Below are 16,891 nucleotides of genomic sequence, written 5' to 3' on the forward strand. Positions count from 1 at the left end.
GCCGATGCCCAAGCTCCCCCCCGCGACAGCGCCGGCCCGAGGGCCGGCGTTTTTGTTTCTGTTGAGTGCAGCCCTGATGCTCGGCGGCTGCAGCCTCCTGCCGTCCAAGAATGATGACAAGGACACGGACCCGTCGCTGATTGCAGCGACCGGCGACCCGGCCTTCTCGCTCGTCGTCGATGCGCCCAAGGAAGTGCGCGAGCTGCTGGAAAAGCACCTCGAACTGCGCCGCTACCGCTACCAGAGCGACCTGCAGCGGCGCGAGCTGACGCGGCTGCTGGGCGCCACCGATGCCAACGTGCGCGACCTGATCGGCACGCTGGGCTACTTCAGCCCCACGGTCACGGTGGAGATCAAGGAAACGCCCGAATCCGACGAGGCCCCGCTGGAGGTCACCGTCAAGGTGGACCCGGGCGAGCCCGCCACCATTGCGCGCAGCCAGGTGCGCTTTGCGGGCGTCAATGCCGACGATCCCGATGGCGCCTCGCAGCGCGCCACCATCGAAAGCCAATGGCCGCTGCAGCCCGGCCAGCGCTTCAGCCAGGCCAGCTGGAGCCAGGCCAAGAGCCAGGGCCTGCGCACGCTGCAGTCGCGCCGCTACCCGCTGGCGCGCATCGACTCCAGCCTGGCCGACATCGACGCCGACACGCACGAGGCCGACGTCAGCGTGGCCTATGCGCCCGGCCCGGCCTACACCTTCGGCCCGCTGCGCATCGAAGGCGCCCAGCGCTACGACCCCGTGGGGACGGCCCGCATCGCACGCCTGCCCGAGGGCGAGGAATACGACCAGACCGCCCTGGTCGACGCCCAGCTGCGCTTGGCCAGCAGCGGCTACTACGACTCCGTCTTCCTCACGCTGGCCAACGTGCCCCAGCAGGGAGACAGCGCCGCCGAGGACGAGGAAGCCATCAAGCGCAAGGGCGCCCAGGTCACCACGCCCGTCATCGCCCAGGTGCGCGAGGCCCAGATGCAGAAGTGGGTCTTCGGCGTGGGCATGAGCACCGACACCGGCCCGCGCCTGAGCGTGGACCACATCCACAACCGCCTGCCCTGGCTGGGCTGGCGTGCCGTCACGCGCATGCGCTTCGACCGCAAGAACCCGCTGATCTCCACGCAGTGGACCGCCCTGCCCGACGAAACCCTGTGGCGCTGGTTCACCACGGCCAAGGCCGAGCGCGCGCCCTCGGGCGACTTCGATGTCAACAGCCTGCAGCTGCGCGCCGGCCGCACCAAGTCCGAAGACCACATCGACCGCAACTACTACCTGCAGTACGACTACGCCAAGACCCAGGGCGAGGGCGCGCCCCCGTCCAGCTCGTCGGTCACGGCCAACTACGGCTGGACGGGCCGCTACTTCGACAGCACGCTGGCGCCCTCCTCGGGCTTCGGCTTTGCCTGGGAAGTCGGCGCGGGCACCACGCTCACGCCCCAGCGCACACCGTTCGGCCGTGTCTCGGGCCGCTGGCTCAGCCTGATTCCCATCGGCGAGGTCGATCCCGAGACCAAGCGCCGCAGCCGCCTGGCGCTGCGCGCCTCCGGCGGTGCCCTGCTGGCCCGCAAGGATGCCGACCTGCCCGTCACCCAGCTGTTCATCACCGGCGGCGACAACACCGTGCGCGGCTACGGGTACCAGAGCATCGGTGCGCGCACCGACAGCGGCAAGGTCATCGGCGGGCGCTACATGGCCGTGGGCAGCATCGAGTGGCAGCGGCCCATCGTCATCAAGGGCAACACGCAGGACTGGGAGCACGCCGTCTTCCTGGACGCCGGCACCGTGGGCGATGCGCCCGACTCCATGTACATGCGCGTGGGCGTGGGCACCGGCCTGCGCTGGCGCAGCCCCGTGGGCCCCGTGCAGGCCGACATCGCCTGGGGCGCCCAGGAAAAGCAGCTGCGCCTGCACCTGCGCCTGGGCTTCAACTTCTGACCATGGTGGATTCCCGCTTGAATACCCCTGCCTCCTCCGCCGCGCCAGACCAAAGCCCCCAGGCGTCCCCTCCGTCGCCTGCGCCCCGCCGCCGCTGGCTGCGCTACCTGCTCTGGTTCTTCCTGGTCCTGGTCCTGCTGCTGGCCGCCCTGCTGGGTTCCGCCTGGTGGTGGAGCGGCCGTGCCGATTCGCTGGCCTACACCCTGCAGCGCGTGGCCGGCTGGCTGCCCGCAGGCCAGAGCCTGCAGGCCAAGGAAGTCACCGGCACCGTGCGCCAGGGCGGGCGCATCGGCTGGCTGCAATGGCAAAGCCCCACCATGAAGGTGGAGCTGCGCGACGCCACCATCGGCTGGCAATTGCGTCCCCTGCTGTCGCGCACCGTGCGCCTGGGCGAAGTGCGCATCGCCGAGCTGAACATTGCCAGCACGCCTGACCCCGAGGACAAGAAACCCGTCGAGCCGCTGCAGCAGCTCGTGCTGCCCGTGAAGATCGACGTGCCCTTCCATGTGGAGCGCATCGTCTGGCAAGGCCCGCCCCAGGCCGAGGTACTGGGCCTGCAAGGCCACTACGCCTACGACGGCAGCGAGCACCAGCTGGACGTGCGCGACCTGCAATGGGCCGATGGCAGCTACCAGGCCAGGCTGAGCCTGCAGGCCCGCGCGCCCATGGCCATCCAGGCCGAGCTGCAGGGCGACCTGCAGGCGCCTGCCCTGGCTTCGGACGACGAGGCCTCCGCAGCCAAGGCCCCCAAACCTGCACCGCTGGCCGTGCAGGCAAAGGCCCGGATCGACGGCACCCTGGCCACCGCCGCTGCGCAACTGGGCATCAAGCTCCAGGTTGATGCCAAGCCCGGGACGGTGCCCGAGGAAACGCCTGCCCCTTCCGCCGTACAGAAATCCGCCAGGGCCGATGGCAAGAACGGCAAGGGCAGGGAGCGCAAGGAAGCCGCCCCCGTGTCCGAACCCATGCACGCGGACATCGAGGCCAGCATCCGGCCCTGGCAGCCCCAGCCGCTGCAGACCGCGCGCGCCCAGCTCAGCCAGATCGACATCGCCGCCTTCTGGCCCCAGGGACCGCGCACCCGCATCAGCGGCGAATTGCAGGCCGGGCCGGATGGCAAGGCAGCTGATACAGCCCAGGCACCCGCCACGGAACAGCCATCGGACCAGGCACCAGGCTCGGCCATCGCCACCACCGCCTGGCAGCTGACGACACGCCTGAACAACGCCATGCCCGGCCCCTGGGACCGCCAGCGCCTGCCGCTGGACCAGATCGAGGCCGCAGTGCGCTATGACGGCCAGCAGTGGCTGCTGGAGCAGGCGCAGATCGCCATCGGCTCGGGCAGCATCGACGCCCAGGGCCGCTTCGAGCCCGCCACCAAGGTCTTCGAAGGCCAGGCCAAGGTCCAGCGCCTGGACCCCGCCGCGCTCTACAGCCTCCTGGAAGCAGCGCCGCTGCAGGGCGAGCTGCGCGCCAGCACCACGGCAGAGCAGGTGGACTTCAGCGTGGACATCCAGGCCGCAGCAGCGCCCGCAGGCGCCAAGCGCCAGCCCCTGCGCATAGAAAAACTCGCCACCAAGGGTCGCTGGGCCCAGCCCGTGCTCTCGCTGGAGAACCTGCAGCTTGATGCGCTGCAGGCCTCGGTGCGCAGCCGCAGCCTGCAGTTCGACACCGAACAGCAAAAGCTGCAGACCGTGCTGAAGGCCCAGCTGCCCGGCGCCGAACTCTCGCTGGACGGCCACATCAGCCCTGCCGCAGGCCAGGGCAGCAGCCAGCTCAAGCTGTCGTCACTCACCGCCCTCACACAGTGGCTGCGCAAGCTGCCCGGCATGAAGGACCCGCTGGCCGGCGCCCTGCTCGAAGGCCAGGCCCAACTGGACGCCAGCTGGCGCGGCGGATGGGGCGCACTGCAAAAGCGCATGAAGGCCGCCGTGGGCGACCCCCTGCCCGCCAGCGGCCTGCAGCTGCAGGCCGACCTGCAGGCCGCCAAGCTGCGCTACCTGCCCGCCAACACGCCGCCCGAGCAGGCGCTGGAGCTGCCCGAGCTGCGCCTGGCCCTCAAGGGCTCGCCCGAGCAGGCCAGCCTCACCCTCACCGGCCAGGCGAAGCGCGGCACGCAGACCGCGCAGATCGACACGGCCCTGCAGGCAGGCCTTGCCACGGCGCGCAGTGCCGCGCCCCTGGACTGGCAGGCCAGCATCGACAGGCTGCAGGCCCGGCTGAGTCCGGGCCAGGACCTGCCCGGCCCATGGCAGCTGCAACTGGCAGGCAACCAGCCCATACGGATCGCCCAGCGCATCACGGGCCGCACCGTGCTGTCCACCGCCTTCACGGCATCGGCCGGCAGCCTGCAGGTCACGCCGCCCACCCTGCCCCAGCGCCGCACCAATGCCCAAGCGCCCCAGCCCGTGCTGCTGGCCTGGGACGACACCCGCGCCAGCCAGGGCGGCGACGGCCGCTGGGCCCTGCGCAGCACAGGCCGCGCCCAGGCATTGCCGCTGGCCTGGGTCGATGCCCTGTCCATGGCCGAGGAGCCCCCGCTGGCCGCCATGGGCCTGAGCGGCGACCTGAGCTTCAACGCCCGCTGGGACATCGACACGACGGGCCCCGCGCTCAAGGCCGAACTGCTGGTCGAGCGTGCAGCCGGCGACCTGCGCCTGGCCGTGGAAGACGGCTCGGGCACCACCGTCATCCACACCACGGGGCCGCGCTCCAGCAAGCCCGGCGAAGTGCGCACGCATACCGTGCGCGGCGCCGGCATGCGCGCCCACATCAAGCAGGCCCGCCTGAGCGTGCGCGCCCAGGGCGACGACGTGCAGGCCAAGCTCGACTGGGACAGCGAACGCGCCGGCACCCTGACCGCGCAGCTGGGCACGCGCCTGGCCCAGCAGGACGGCACCTGGACCTGGCCCGAGAAGGCCCCTCTGTCCGGCCAGATCGACGCCCGCATGCCCGACATCGGCATCTGGGCGCTGTTCGCTCCGCCCGGCTGGCGCGTCACCGGCTCGCTGCAGGCCAAGGCCGAGATCAGCGGCGACCGCCAGAACCCGCAGTGGCAGGGCAATCTCTCGGCCGACGGCCTGAGCATCCTGTCCGCGCTGGACGGCATCGACCTGCAAAACGGCGTGCTGCGCGCGCGCCTGCAAGGCAACCGCCTGGACCTGACCGAGCTGCGCATGCAGGGCGGGCGCGGCAGCAATGCGCGCATCCTGGGCTACAGCGGCAACCTCACCACGGCACCGCGCGAAGGCGGCGAACTCACGGGCTCGGGCTTCGTGCGCTGGGACCCGCCCAACGCCGATGGCAGCAACTCTGGCCTGAGCATGGACTTGCGCGCCCAGGCCACCAGGCTGCAGGTGCTGGTGCGCGCGGACCGCCAGGTCAGCGTCTCGGGCGGCCTGCAGGCCAGGCTGGAGCAAGGGCAGTTCACGCTGCGCGGCGACCTCACCACCGACCGCGCCACCATCATCCTGCCCGAGGAATCCGCGCCATCGCTGGACTCCGACGTGGTCGTGCACTCGGCCGCCTCGCGCAAGGCCGAGCAGGAAGCGGCGCGCAAGCAGCAGCAGGCCGACCGCAAGGCCCAGGCCCGCGCCGAAACCATCAAGCTGCCCGACATCCTCGTCAAGCTTGACCTGGGCCGCGACTTCGCGCTGCAGGGCTACGGCATCACCACACGCCTGGAAGGCGCGCTGGAAGTGCAAGGCCCCACCGTGGCGGGCGGCCCGCCGCGCATTACCGGCGAGATCCGCACCGTGCAGGGCCGCTACCGCGCCTGGGGCCAGTCGCTGGACGTGGAGACCGGCCTCATCCGCTTCAACGGCCCCTACGCCAACCCCTCGCTGGACATCCTGGCGCTGCGCCCGAACATCGCCGTGCGCGCAGGCGTGCAGGTGCAGGGCACGGCCAACGCCCCGCGCGTGCGCCTGTACTCCGACCCCGAAATGCCCGATGCCGAAAAGCTCTCCTGGGTGGTCATGGGCCGCGACCCCGCCACGGGCGGCGCCGAAAGCGCCCTGCTCCAGCAGGCCGCGCTGTCCCTGCTCAGCGGCGGGCGCAACAACAGCGGCAAGATCGCCAGCAACCTGGGCCTGGACGAGATCGGCTTCAAGGGACCGGGCGGCGAAGGCTCCACCGGCGCCGCCCTCACCCTGGGCAAGCGCCTGTCCAGCGACCTCTATGTCACCTACGAGCAAAGCCTCTCGGGCGCCATGGGCACGCTGTACATCTTCTACGACCTCTCGCGCCGCCTCACCCTGCGCGGCCAGACCGGGGAAACCAGCGCGCTGGACCTGATCTACACCGTGCGCAAGGACTGACGCCCCACCCCTGCGCAGCCGCCCTGCCGGCGCTGCGCGGGGCGGACCCGCCATGGGTTTACAATCGCCGTTTGCTCCTCTCCGTAGTTCAATGGATAGAACGGGCGCCTCCTAAGCGCCAGATACAGGTTCGATTCCTGTCGGAGGGACCACCCCTTTCCCAATGATGACAACCACTTACAGAGCATTAAGTGGGTGTCTGGGACATAAGTGGGACATGAGCAGCAGTTGGCAGGGTCGGATTTCACGTCCAACCCTTGACCAACTTGCCCAGATTTCAGGTCTGATCAAATCCTCTGTTTCTCCGCATGCAGTACCCTCGCCGTTTCAACGAGGAGTGACTTATGACCATGTGGAACACGAAAGAATTCACGGCATTTGGCGAACTGACCTATACGGAGTCCCGAGAGTTGAAGCCTGGTCCAGGGCAGTTGATTGCCACAGGGTTCCGGATCGACTTACTTGATTGTGTTCAGTGCCAGGAGACGTACTCCAACTTTCGGTCGTCAATGGCGCGAGGCGATGCCCATTTGACCTGCCCTGCAGGTCATAGTGGCGTGATCAACATGTTCACCGACCAAGTTAAAGACGCCGAATGATCACTGGTGACGCCAGCCTCGTGCACGCCATCAGCGCGGCAAGCAGCCGCACCTCGTAGCCTTCGCGGCGGTCGATCTCGGCCAGGGCCGCGCGCAGCAGCTCAAAGGGATCGGCGTCCTCTGACAGGGCGTCGGTCGGCATGGCAGGCCTGTCCGGGATCGGCTCGCGGCACTCCACGGGCACGGGAACCTTGACCTCTTGGATTTCGACACGCGGCACGGAGCCGCAGCCGGCCAGGGCCAGCGCAGCCAGCAGCAGGATGGCGCGCATCATGGCTTGGCCCTCCCCTTGAGCCAGTCGCCGCCCAGGGCCTGCAGGCTCGCGCAGCTGTCGCCGGCAGCGGGCTGGCGGGAAAGCGTGTAGTCGGCGCGGGCGTTGAGTGCCTGGGCCTGGCCAGCGGCCGCAACACGGGCCGGCGCCGCCTCGGCTGCACGCTGTGCGGCCACCGTGCCCAGGGCCTCGGTCGCGTCGCTGCACGCCTGCGCGCCCTTGAGCGCACCGTCGCGCTGGCCCGTCATGCTCCCCAGCTCAGCAGCAGTCTTGGCCGCGTCGTCCCGGGCGGACAGCCAGGCCCAGCCCAGCAGGGCATTGCCTGCAGCGCTGGCCACCAGCACGGCAACAAGGGCCGGCAGAAGCTTTTCGCTGATCATCAGTTGTCCTCCGCAGCGAACAGCAGGTTCTCAGCACCCCGGTTCGTCCAGCCGCGCCCGAACTGGTCGAACTTGGCCAGGCTGGCCCAGAACTTCAGCCGGAACCCCAGGAAGCGCAGCAGCACATCGTTGTGCCCGCGCAGCTCCTGCATGCCGTCAAGGGCGGCCTGGGAACGCGGCCCCCATATGCCGTCATCGGCAACCATCACAGCACGCTGCAGGATCCGCACGGCGTTGCCCCGGCCGTGGTTGACTGCAGCGTCGAACATCTGGAACTTGATCGAGGGGTGAGCGCGGCCGATCACGTCCCAGAAGTCCTCAAGATAGATCGCCTTAGCCTGCTCAAGCGTCAGGCCCTTGATGTCCAGATGCGGGTACGCGGCGGCGGATATGCCGTACTTGGTGCCCTTGAGCTCGCCGCGGCCTTGTCGGCCTCCGGTCCAGTTGCCGTCATCGGCAGGGTTGGCTGTGAACTTCCCTTCGTGCCCGATCAGCCTGTCGAATGCCTGGTCAAAGTTCATTGTCGTCTTGCCTCCGCATTGGGTGGCCAGCGCCGTGCCAGCGCGCCACGTTGATGAGCAGGCCCGCGAGCACGCAGGCGCTGAAGATGGTGTCGCCCACGGTGGTCCAGGTGTTCCACAGCATGGGCTGCAGGCCAGAGGCCACCGCGCCGGCCAGCAGCAGCGCGTACCGAGCGCGAGCCAGCTTGTGCACGCGGGCAACGTGGGAGTTGAGGCGGCAGATGCATGCCCAGCCGATGGCCAAGCAAATGCCCAGGTTGAGCATCGCGAGCAGCTGATGGGATTGCCATGTCATGGAGTGCCTCCTTCCCCGCCGCCGCCAGCTTTTCGCTCCAGTACGCGGCCGGCGCGCTCGAAGACCCAGCGGCCCAGGCGCGGCCAGTCGTCGCCCACACCGCCCACGACGAGCGCAATGGGCGCCAGCATCCAATTCGTCTCATCCATGCCCATCCAGCGCCCCGCGAGCGTGGCCAGGCCGGCAGTGATTAGCAGGGCGGTCGCATTGAGCCGGGCGAAGTAGCCCACGGCACCGAGCCGCGAACTGGGGTCGCGACGGCCCAGGGCCCACGCGGCGCCCACGGTCGATGCAATGAGGATCACTGCATACGGCCCGATGTAGCCCGCCATCGCAGGCCCGAAGAGCACAGACGCGATTGCCACAGCTGCAGCTGTTGGTTCAAGTTGATTCATCGGCCCTCCTCCGGGCATAAAAAAGCCGCCCGAAGGCGGCTGTTGTGGAGCGGGACTGATCAGAGCGTCACAGCGAGCGCGAAGGCCTCATCGAGCGACTGCGGCGTGCCGCCGAGCTGCGCCCAGAGCTGCTGCAGGAACGGGTTCGCGCGCTCCCAGGTGTCCGCCTCGTATTCGATCTGAGCCTCGCGCTTTTGCACGGGGTCCGTGATCGCGGCTATGGCCGCCTCGGCATCGTCCAGCACACCATGGGTGAGCAGTGCGAGCTGCCCCTGCCGGCGCGTGCAGGACTTGGGGATCAGGGCGGCTGCCGCCTCATCTCGCTGCCGCTGCAGCTCTGCCAGCTCCTCTTCGGACAGCGGCACAACGGACCACTGCTGACGCCACACGCCATCAATCTCCACAGGAGTTATCTCGGCAAGCTTTTGCGTGCTGCTGTCAAAAACCGGATGCGGCGACTCCTCGACAATTGCGTATTTCCCCAATGGCACGAATGGCGCAGTAGGAAAAATCGTATCTGGATGACGCTGCATTATTTCAAATGCCGTCAATCCGAATTCTTGGGTTTCTTTGTCGATGTACATCTCGCCCCCTAAATCACTCGGCCGTAACGACTGCCATTAACAAGCCACGTTACGAATGAATTTCCATTGATGTAATAGCCAGCCGGTGCGCCAGATCCGGCAACTGTTGCGTTGTAGTAGTCATAACTACCATACGCCTGAGCATCGCCGCCAGGACTTCCAGCAACGCCTATAGACCCCCCCGTGCCGCCCGTGCCTCCGACAATGTCGCTACCACTGTCCCCGGGATATCCAGATGAAGGGCGGTGATCATTTTGTCCTGCGACGCCAGGAAGCCCGGTCGCCCTGTACAAAACCGTTGCCCAGCTATTTGTCGTATAGAAACCTGCGCCGATTCCTCCGTCGCCGCCAGATGCAGAGTGGCAGGCGCCACCCCAGCAAACGGAAACGCTTGAACCAACACCCCCAGTGCCGCCGCATCCGAAAATCGTGCCATTGTTGATGACGCGAATTCGATTGCGGATATACATCCCCGTGCCGTCGCTGTGGATCGTTCCGCCGATGATTCCGTTATTCGTGATGGTCACGACATCATGCGGCATATCGATAATTTCCAGGGCCACGACATAAACCCCGGAGTTAATTACCACATCCACATTGCCATATCCATCCCATCCCTGCGCTGTTGCAAGAGCTTTGATATTTGGCTTGAATACGTTTGCTGCAATTACCACAGTCGCGGCGCGCCGTGTGATCAAAAGCCTGCGCGCTGTCATACGGGCCTCACTTGACCGTAGCTCAGATCCCAAATATTCGCACGCGAGCATTCAAACACCAGCGTAAGGATCTGGTTCGCGGTGTAGTTTGGCGCCCCGCCGACCGGCACCTTGATGCTGCTGCCGAATGTGAGCGGCCAGGCGCCGCCACTGAATTGCGCCTTCAGCGTGAGCTGGTCGCCCAGGTCACGCGGCGCTGTCAATGAAATCGTGCAAGCCGCAGTGATGGTCACATGGTGAACGCTCGCGGTTGCGGGATTCGCCGTGTAGCTCGATGCTGCGGTCTGAGTCGTGACCTTTTCGATGAAAGTTGCATCATCGATGACACGCGACCAGGCGCTCCAAGTGCCCGACTTTTTGTAGCGCACGAAGCTGCCGAGAGTGCGGTCCATCGACTGCGCGCGCTGGCTGGACCAGTTGGCGCCATCGCCAGGAAAGTGCTGCACGTACCAATAGCCATCCGCAACAGGCACGTTGATGACGGTCGCATTCGCAACATATGCCATCAACGTGTTTGCCAGGGAGTTCAGGTCCGTGGCGTTCGGCAGCACGACCACGTTGCGGGGAACCACTTCCTGCGCCTGCGGGTGCTGCGCCCCAGTGGCGCCGGATGGGCCACTCACATGCCCGGTGAACACGCCACCCGTGGTCGGCATGTATTGCCCGGTGATGTCGCCCCAGGCAAGCTGCCAGGCTGCGCCGTCGTACCAATATCCACGCTTGTTGAGCGCGGCGTTGGTGCCCGTGTTTGTGTACATGGCACCAGCTTGCAACGGCTGGCCCAGGTTGTCGGTCGTTGGGTGGGAGTTGACGGCCTTGCTGCCAAGGTACATGACCTGCATTGCTGCCAGAGAGGCGGATGCAGTGCTTGCAGCCGAGGATGCGGTGCTCGCGCTCCCTGCAGCTGCTGATGCACTGCCGCTGGCCGCACTCGCGCTACCAGCGGCAGCTGAAGCGCTGCCTGCGGCGCCAGAGGCGCTCCCAGCCGCAGAGCTGGCACGCTCCTGCGCCGCCGTTGCGTTCGTCCAGCACGCGACAGCGATCTCGCGCATGCGAGCAACGGCAGGCGGGACACTCGTCGCATACGCATAGGCCTCGTTGTTGAAATTGATGCTGCCGAGCGCCGGATACGGCGAGATGGGCAGCACGTCCGGGATCGTGACGATATCGGTCATACGTTGCCTTTGATTTGGATTTCTGCGCTGGCGGTCGGACCGCCTGTGGACCTCACGGTGCCGGACACCTTCCCCACAGTCGCCAGGTGGGAGAACTTGGCCATGTTGGACACCTCGATTGCAACCACTTTTCCTGCGATCTGGCTCAAGAGCGAATCAACGAGCGGCGCCTGGTCATCCTTCACGACCACAGAAAGGTTGATGTTCTTTGCCTTCCGCCCTTCGATGTATTCATAGGTTCCATCGGGGTTGTCTTTGGTGTAGCCGTAGTCCTTTGTCGCCACCTCTGCGCCTCGCTCAACCGCACTGAAATTCCCCACGGGCGAGAGCAACGTCTTGTGATTACCAATGCTGATGTAGCCCACGGCGGCCTCAGCGGTCGGCGCGGTGCGGCGCACGGTGATCTTGATGCGCTGATCTGGATGCAGAGGGATGCCCTTGAGCACGTAGTGATCGCCGCGCTGCAGATCACCGAACAGATACTCCCACTCACCGTACGCCTGGCGCCACAGGTCCGCGTTGATCGGTGGGAGTAGATCTGACCCGCCGGGTCCTGCAGTGATCGAGATGGTGAGGGAGTCCCCCTCCAGGCCGTACAGCGCAAGCCCATCAATGAAAACGCCCTTCAGTTCGTAGGTCAGAGACTGAAGGGCGCGGGCCTTGGTAAACAGGTATTGATCGAACGGGCACCAGCGATTCGTAGGCTCCTTGAACAGCCACTCCGCCGGCATCTTGTCCGGCGTTGTCGCGGTGCCCGTGTGATCCTTCACGCATTCATAGATCTTCCTTTCATAGACGCGGCGGTCACCCACCTTGTAATTTCCGGATCCGACCCACGCCACTTCGCCCCGGGCTGTATCCAGCTCAGGAATCGAGGTGGCAGGGCCGAAAGAATCCGTCGTGATTTCTTTCGGCAAAAGGATGTTCATACCTGTGCAACCCTCAGTACCCCCGACTCGGAAACCGTGTCGAATCGATCTGCCATCTGAGGCAGTGGGTTTGTGTTTTGCGCTGTACGCTGGGCAGCCATTCGCAGCTCGCTGACCTCAGACCTCAACGCCCGCACTTCCGCCAGCAACTCCGCGTTGCCGACGCTTCCCATTGATGCGCCTCCGGCCCATGGGTTGAACGGCGCTGGGACAATGGCCTCATCCTTGTGGATCATTGCCAGCATGTCGTGCGGGACGCGATTGGTGCCAACATCGAAGCGCGGGATGCCGTTGCGGTCGAGCGCGGCCAGGACATCGGCTTCGGTAAAGCCGTAGAGGTAGGCCAGGTCCTTGGCCGTGCCGCCAGCGCCCTTGAACTCGTTTGCCAGGCCCGCAAAATCCCCCGTGCCGTCGTACTTGTGGAACGTGGACGAGAGCCCGTCGAGCTTTTTCGAGTAATCAGCGTCGGCGTAGTCATAGATGACGGCGCCACCCGACAAGATTGCAGTAGGCGTCTTGTATTTGCCGCTGTTGGCCGGCTCAAACCCGCCGCCACCACTGCCCCAGCTTGGCTGATTACCTTTGCTGCCGCCGCCGCTGCCACCGCCTGTGGCGGGGCTTTCCGGGAACATCAGCGCCTTGAGAGCCTGAATGGCCTTCTCAACGCTGAGCGTTGCATCGATCTGAGCCTTGTTGCCGTCAAGCAGATCCCGCCAGTAGGTCAGCGTCTTGTCCAGCCGCTCAAGCTGTTCTTGCGAGTTCTTGAGTTGCCGTTCTTCGACACTCAGCTGTGCATCACCCTTCTCGGCCAACTCGGTGAGCTGGCCGGCGAGGATCAGCGCATCACGCTCCCGTTCGAACTGGGACGCGTAGCGCCCTGCGTTGATGCCGCCACGCGCAGCACTGATCGCATCCGACAAGCCGTCGTAGGCAGTCAGCTTGGCGCCACCACGCACGCCCGCGAGAGCCTGCTCGATGTACACCATGCCCTGCGCAGCGAGCATCTGCTGCACTGCATCCACAGTCCCATACAGGTCGCGCGCATTGCTCTTGAGCGTATTGAGGGCGCTGGTCAGGCTGTTGATCGCCTCTTGCGAGGCGGACACGATTCCTTGCCAGTACTCCTGCTCGCGCGCCACCGCCGCTTCGAAGTTCGCCAGCGCCGCGTCCTTGGCCTTCTGCCGGGACTCTTCCAGGGCGCGAGCGGCTTCATCAGCAGCAGTCTTCGCAGCATCCGCCGCGGTCTCTGCGGCCTTTTGAGCCGAGTCCGCTGCGACACCGAACAGCTGCGCGAGCGCAAGCAGCTTGGCAGCAAGCTCTGTATTGCCCGAAGCGAGCGCGTCCTCGATCAACTTGCGGAAAGCCTTCTTTGCGGCCTCTCCGTCCTTCGGGTCAATGTCAACGCCCAGGCCCTTGAGCTGCTCGCGGACTTGCCGCTGCAGGATCTCGGCGCGCTCGGCTTCGGAATAGAACCCAGCGTAGAACGCATTGATGTTGCCCGTCAGGGCCTCGATGCCGCCGCTGAACTTGAGCAGCGCTGTCTGCGCCTTGGCGCTCAAGTCGCTAAAGCCGACCAGGGTGTTCGCCCAGTTCTTGAAGGAGGCGTCGATCACCGCGATCTTTTGAATCGCTGCGTTGAGGCCCTCGATGGTCACGTTGTCGCCCAGAGCATCAAGCTCCTCGCGCATCCATCCGGGTATGTCGCCCTTCTTGATTTCGCTGATGAGCTCGCCGCCCATGTCGGCCACAAACTGCGCCCAGGCCTTCTGCGGGTCTTTGTCGAGGTCACGGTTTTTGTACTTCTTGAGCACCTCCCCCGTGGTCTTGTCGATGAGCTGGAAAAAGCCCATCGCGCCCTCGTCGCCGTGCTTGGGGTTCGTGGAGAACCCGGCAGCGATATCGACTTCTCGGGCCGTGACGCCACCGATCTTGGCCAGCGCCTTGTACATGTCGAGCATGCCCTTCACCGTGGTGTCGAGCTGCTTGTCGATGGCCTCGTTCTTGCGCGACGTGAAATCGCCCAGGGTGTTGCCCCATGCGTCCGTTCCAAGCGCCTGGCGCGCGGCCAGGTCACGATCGGTCGTTGCTGTGGAGGCCACGCCGCCAGAGTGGTTGGGGCCGCGAGAGCCGAACCAGTCGCCGGACAGGATCTTGAACAGCGCGATGCCACCCAGCAGGATCGGCGCCACCGTTCCCAGCAGCTCCGCACCCGTGTACAGGCCCGGATTCGTGAGCACGCCAGTGACGCTGCCACCGCTGCCCCATGCTCCCAGGCCGTTCATGAAGCCCGCGCCGGCACCACCACCGAACAGACCCATGGCGGACTTGCCTCCGCTGAGCATGCTCAAGGGGTTGAGGCCGCCGCTGGCAACGCTGGCGGCCTGGCCGCCCATGCCAAACAGAGAGCTCACGCCGTACTGCACGATGGGCTCAAGCACCAGCGTGGCAAACAGGCGCTTGAGGTACTGCGCAGCGTCCTTGCCACCGGCCATGATGTAGTCGGACAAGGTCCGGCTGATGGTCTGGGCGGTCTTGTCCCAGTCCTTCGCGGCTTCGTCTGCGGCCTTCTTGTTGGCCTCGCGAACACCCTTCTGCTGCATCAGGCCGAGCAGTTCACGACGGGCTTCTATTTCTTTCTGGAGCGCGAGCAGCGTTTCCCCATCAGCTTGACGGCTCAGTGCCTGCTGATAGCTGTCCTCAGCACGCGCCAGTGCGATGCGGGCCAGCGCCTCAGCATGCGTAATGCCGGCCGAGGCGGCGAGTTGGTGAGCCTCCTCCTCATCCTTTGCTTTGCGCAGCGTCTCCTCGACCTGTGCCGTGGCGCGTTGGCGTTCGGCAAGCAACTTCTCCTGCGCCTTGACCTCATCGCCCCAGGCCTTCACGCGCGACTTTGTGACCTCCGCCTCTTCCTTGGCCAGGGCGATGGCGAAAGGCTGCTTCTTGATCAGGTCCTCGACGTATTTGACGTATTGAGCCTGGGTGATGTTGCCCTTCTCGAATTCCTTCTGACCACGCGCCAGTTCCTCGTAATAAGTGCTGCTCAATCCGGCCAGTTCAGCATAAACCTTAGCCTGATCGGCAAGCTCCTTTTTCGCCTCGCGCGCGGCAGCAGCACTGCCCTTGTTGGCTTTGTTGTGCTCTTCGGTTACCCAGGCCAAGACCGTCTTGATGTCAGCTTCGCTTTTCCCAGCTGCAACTGCCTCATTCCTGGCTTTGGTGAGCTTCTCTTCAAGAGTCGCCTCTTTATCCAGCGCCTTGGCGTATGTCTTGTCAAATTCCTGCCGTGCCTGCATTACACGGCTCGACTCCTCATTCGCGGCCGCATTTTTCTTTTCAGCATCAATGGTCGCGAGCAGTTGCGTTTCTTGCTGCTTCAAAGCCGCAACTTGCGCCTTGATTCTTTCGACAGCTTCCTGGCTAGGCCTGCCAGTCGCCGCCCCGCCACCCGTATCGCCAAACCCGCCCGAGGAGCGCTTCTCAAGATCAGCGATTTGCTTCCGCACCGCAGCCAGCGTGTCTACGGGGGTTGATGCGCGGCCAACGTTGAGCATCGCATCCCAAGCTCCAGACGCTGCGCTTTTGATGGCATTCCATCCACGCTCGATGTACCCCAGGGAGTCCTTGATGGTCTTGCTGCGCTCGCGCATGGCGCCGTCCAGCGCGTCCATGGCTATCTTCGATGCGTCAGCCTTGCGGCCTTGGTCATCCAGGGCCTTGATCTGCTCGTACACAGATACCGTCAGGAAGTTGGTTCCCTCGTTGAGCTTGAGGACGGCAGCCAACGGATCCTTCTGCAGGCTGGCGAACTGGTCAGCTGTCTTGCTGACTGCCTGGCCCGTGATCTTTTCCCACTCGATGGCGGTCTGTGTGTAGCGGCGCAATTCTTCGCCGCCGCGCACACCAGCCGCGACAAAATCCGCCAGGCCGGACGCAGCCTGCGCCTGAGTCCCCACCACAGCATCGATCTGCCGTGCGTACTCGCGCAGCTGGCTTGTGGTGACGCCCGAGGCATTGCCAGTGAGGGCAATGGAACGCACGAACGCCTCGTTCTCCTGAGCCCCCTGATGGAACGCCACGGCCATCGCAGCGCCAGCGGCAGCAACCAGTGTGAGCGGGCTCACCAGCCCCATGACGTATCCGCCAAGGGCTTTGGCAGCGGCGCCAGTGCCGCCAAACATATCTTTGAGTTGGCCACCCTGCTGCAGCAGCACAGTAAGGGGAGCCTGGCCCGCCTGGAGGCTGACCACGATGTCGGTGAACTGAGCGGGCACCTGGCGCAGCGCGGCGGCGGTTTGAGCGGCGGACACTCCCATGGTGCCAAGCCCCTTTGCGGCAGCGCCAGCGGCGGCGGCCTGGGCGGCCTCGACCGCGCGCAATTGGGCAAGGATCGGCTCCATAACGTCGCCGCCGATGCCGCGATATTTGCCCCAGGCTTCGAAATACTTGGCGGTCCCTTTCTCGCCGGCCTCTGCCGCGACCAGTGCGCGCTGCACGCTGTTGACCCAGGATTTCTCAAAGGACTCCAGCTTCCGAGCGGTCTGGTCAGCCCCCTCGCCCATCTTGGAGATGCCCTTGCTTGCCTCCTGGCCGGCCTTGACTACAGTCCGAGCGGTTTCCTGGATGCCGCGCTTGACCTGATCCAGCCCTTCTTTCGTGTTGTCCTCAGCGACAACGCTGACTACGGCCTTGGGTCCTTCTTGCGTCATAGATCCGCCCATAAAAAAGGCCCGCCAACGGCGAGCCAGAAATAGAAAACCCGCCGAAGCGGGCTTACTTATCA

General features: G+C 65.5%; 13 protein-coding genes and 1 tRNA gene. 4 read left to right on the forward strand and 10 right to left on the reverse strand.

The annotated features are described in order from the left end of the window. The first annotated feature begins 4 nt into the window (after positions 1 to 4). The 4 genes from ACRSCF_RS24835 to ACRSCF_RS24850 all read left to right on the forward strand — a co-directional run bounded on the left by ACRSCF_RS24835 (position 5) and on the right by ACRSCF_RS24850 (position 6,845). Positions 5 to 1,927, forward strand: coding sequence for an autotransporter assembly complex protein TamA (locus ACRSCF_RS24835; RefSeq protein WP_370690604.1), 1,923 nt, complete (start codon positions 5 to 7; stop codon positions 1,925 to 1,927). Between the two features lie 2 nt (positions 1,928 to 1,929). After that, positions 1,930 to 6,246: a translocation/assembly module TamB domain-containing protein gene (locus tag ACRSCF_RS24840; protein WP_244387282.1), complete on the forward strand. Its 4,317-nt coding sequence runs from the start codon at positions 1,930 to 1,932 to the stop codon at positions 6,244 to 6,246. 77 nt (positions 6,247 to 6,323) lie between these two features. Next, positions 6,324 to 6,398 (forward strand) — tRNA-Arg (locus ACRSCF_RS24845). A gap of 192 nt (positions 6,399 to 6,590) precedes the next feature. Then, a complete protein-coding gene (locus ACRSCF_RS24850) occupies positions 6,591 to 6,845 on the forward strand; it encodes a hypothetical protein (RefSeq protein ID WP_430276709.1) in 255 nt (84 codons plus the stop codon). Here ACRSCF_RS24850 and ACRSCF_RS24855 read toward each other — a convergent pair. From ACRSCF_RS24855 to ACRSCF_RS24900, 10 genes are all read right to left on the reverse strand, one after another. Further along, positions 6,829 to 7,119: a hypothetical protein gene (locus ACRSCF_RS24855; protein ID WP_432675096.1), complete on the reverse strand. Its 291-nt coding sequence runs from the start codon at positions 7,117 to 7,119 to the stop codon at positions 6,829 to 6,831. The genes ACRSCF_RS24850 and ACRSCF_RS24855 overlap by 17 nt on opposite strands. After that, a complete protein-coding gene (locus ACRSCF_RS24860) occupies positions 7,116 to 7,496 on the reverse strand; it encodes a hypothetical protein (RefSeq protein ID WP_432675097.1) in 381 nt (126 codons plus the stop codon). The genes ACRSCF_RS24855 and ACRSCF_RS24860 overlap by 4 nt, the downstream gene beginning before the upstream one ends. Beyond that, positions 7,496 to 8,017, reverse strand: coding sequence for a glycoside hydrolase family 108 protein (locus tag ACRSCF_RS24865; RefSeq protein ID WP_034369239.1), 522 nt, complete (start codon positions 8,015 to 8,017; stop codon positions 7,496 to 7,498). The genes ACRSCF_RS24860 and ACRSCF_RS24865 overlap by 1 nt, the downstream gene beginning before the upstream one ends. After that, positions 8,007 to 8,312 carry a hypothetical protein gene (locus tag ACRSCF_RS24870; protein WP_432675098.1) on the reverse strand — a complete coding sequence of 102 codons (306 nt, stop codon included), beginning with the start codon at positions 8,310 to 8,312 and terminating at the stop codon, positions 8,007 to 8,009. Before ACRSCF_RS24870 ends, ACRSCF_RS24865 begins: the two co-directional genes overlap by 11 nt. After that, positions 8,309 to 8,677, reverse strand: coding sequence for a hypothetical protein (locus ACRSCF_RS24875; protein ID WP_324622738.1), 369 nt, complete (start codon positions 8,675 to 8,677; stop codon positions 8,309 to 8,311). Before ACRSCF_RS24875 ends, ACRSCF_RS24870 begins: the two co-directional genes overlap by 4 nt. Before the next feature lie 89 nt (positions 8,678 to 8,766). Continuing rightward, positions 8,767 to 9,291 (reverse strand): hypothetical protein, encoded by a 525-nt coding sequence (locus ACRSCF_RS24880; RefSeq protein WP_034369247.1) that lies wholly within the window; start codon positions 9,289 to 9,291, stop codon positions 8,767 to 8,769. An 8-nt stretch (positions 9,292 to 9,299) separates the two neighbouring features. Beyond that, complete coding sequence (locus ACRSCF_RS24885; RefSeq protein WP_158528349.1) at positions 9,300 to 10,007, reverse strand: hypothetical protein; 708 nt, start codon at positions 10,005 to 10,007, stop codon at positions 9,300 to 9,302. Continuing rightward, the gene (locus tag ACRSCF_RS24890; protein ID WP_082254227.1) at positions 10,004 to 11,182 is read right to left on the reverse strand and encodes a pyocin knob domain-containing protein; all 1,179 of its coding nucleotides are present in this window, start codon (positions 11,180 to 11,182) and stop codon (positions 10,004 to 10,006) included. Before ACRSCF_RS24890 ends, ACRSCF_RS24885 begins: the two co-directional genes overlap by 4 nt. Further along, on the reverse strand, positions 11,179 to 12,111 hold the full coding sequence (locus ACRSCF_RS24895; RefSeq protein WP_324622739.1) for a hypothetical protein: 933 nt from the start codon (positions 12,109 to 12,111) through the stop codon (positions 11,179 to 11,181). The genes ACRSCF_RS24890 and ACRSCF_RS24895 overlap by 4 nt, the downstream gene beginning before the upstream one ends. After that, entirely contained in the window at positions 12,108 to 16,817 is a 4,710-nt protein-coding gene (locus ACRSCF_RS24900) for a phage tail length tape measure family protein (protein WP_432675099.1), read from the reverse strand. The genes ACRSCF_RS24895 and ACRSCF_RS24900 overlap by 4 nt, the downstream gene beginning before the upstream one ends. Positions 16,818 to 16,891 lie beyond the last annotated feature (74 nt).

Origin of the sequence: Delftia sp. 11MD (assembly GCF_050907895.1) — a bacterium.
Taxonomy (GTDB): domain Bacteria; phylum Pseudomonadota; class Gammaproteobacteria; order Burkholderiales; family Burkholderiaceae_C; genus Comamonas; species Comamonas tsuruhatensis.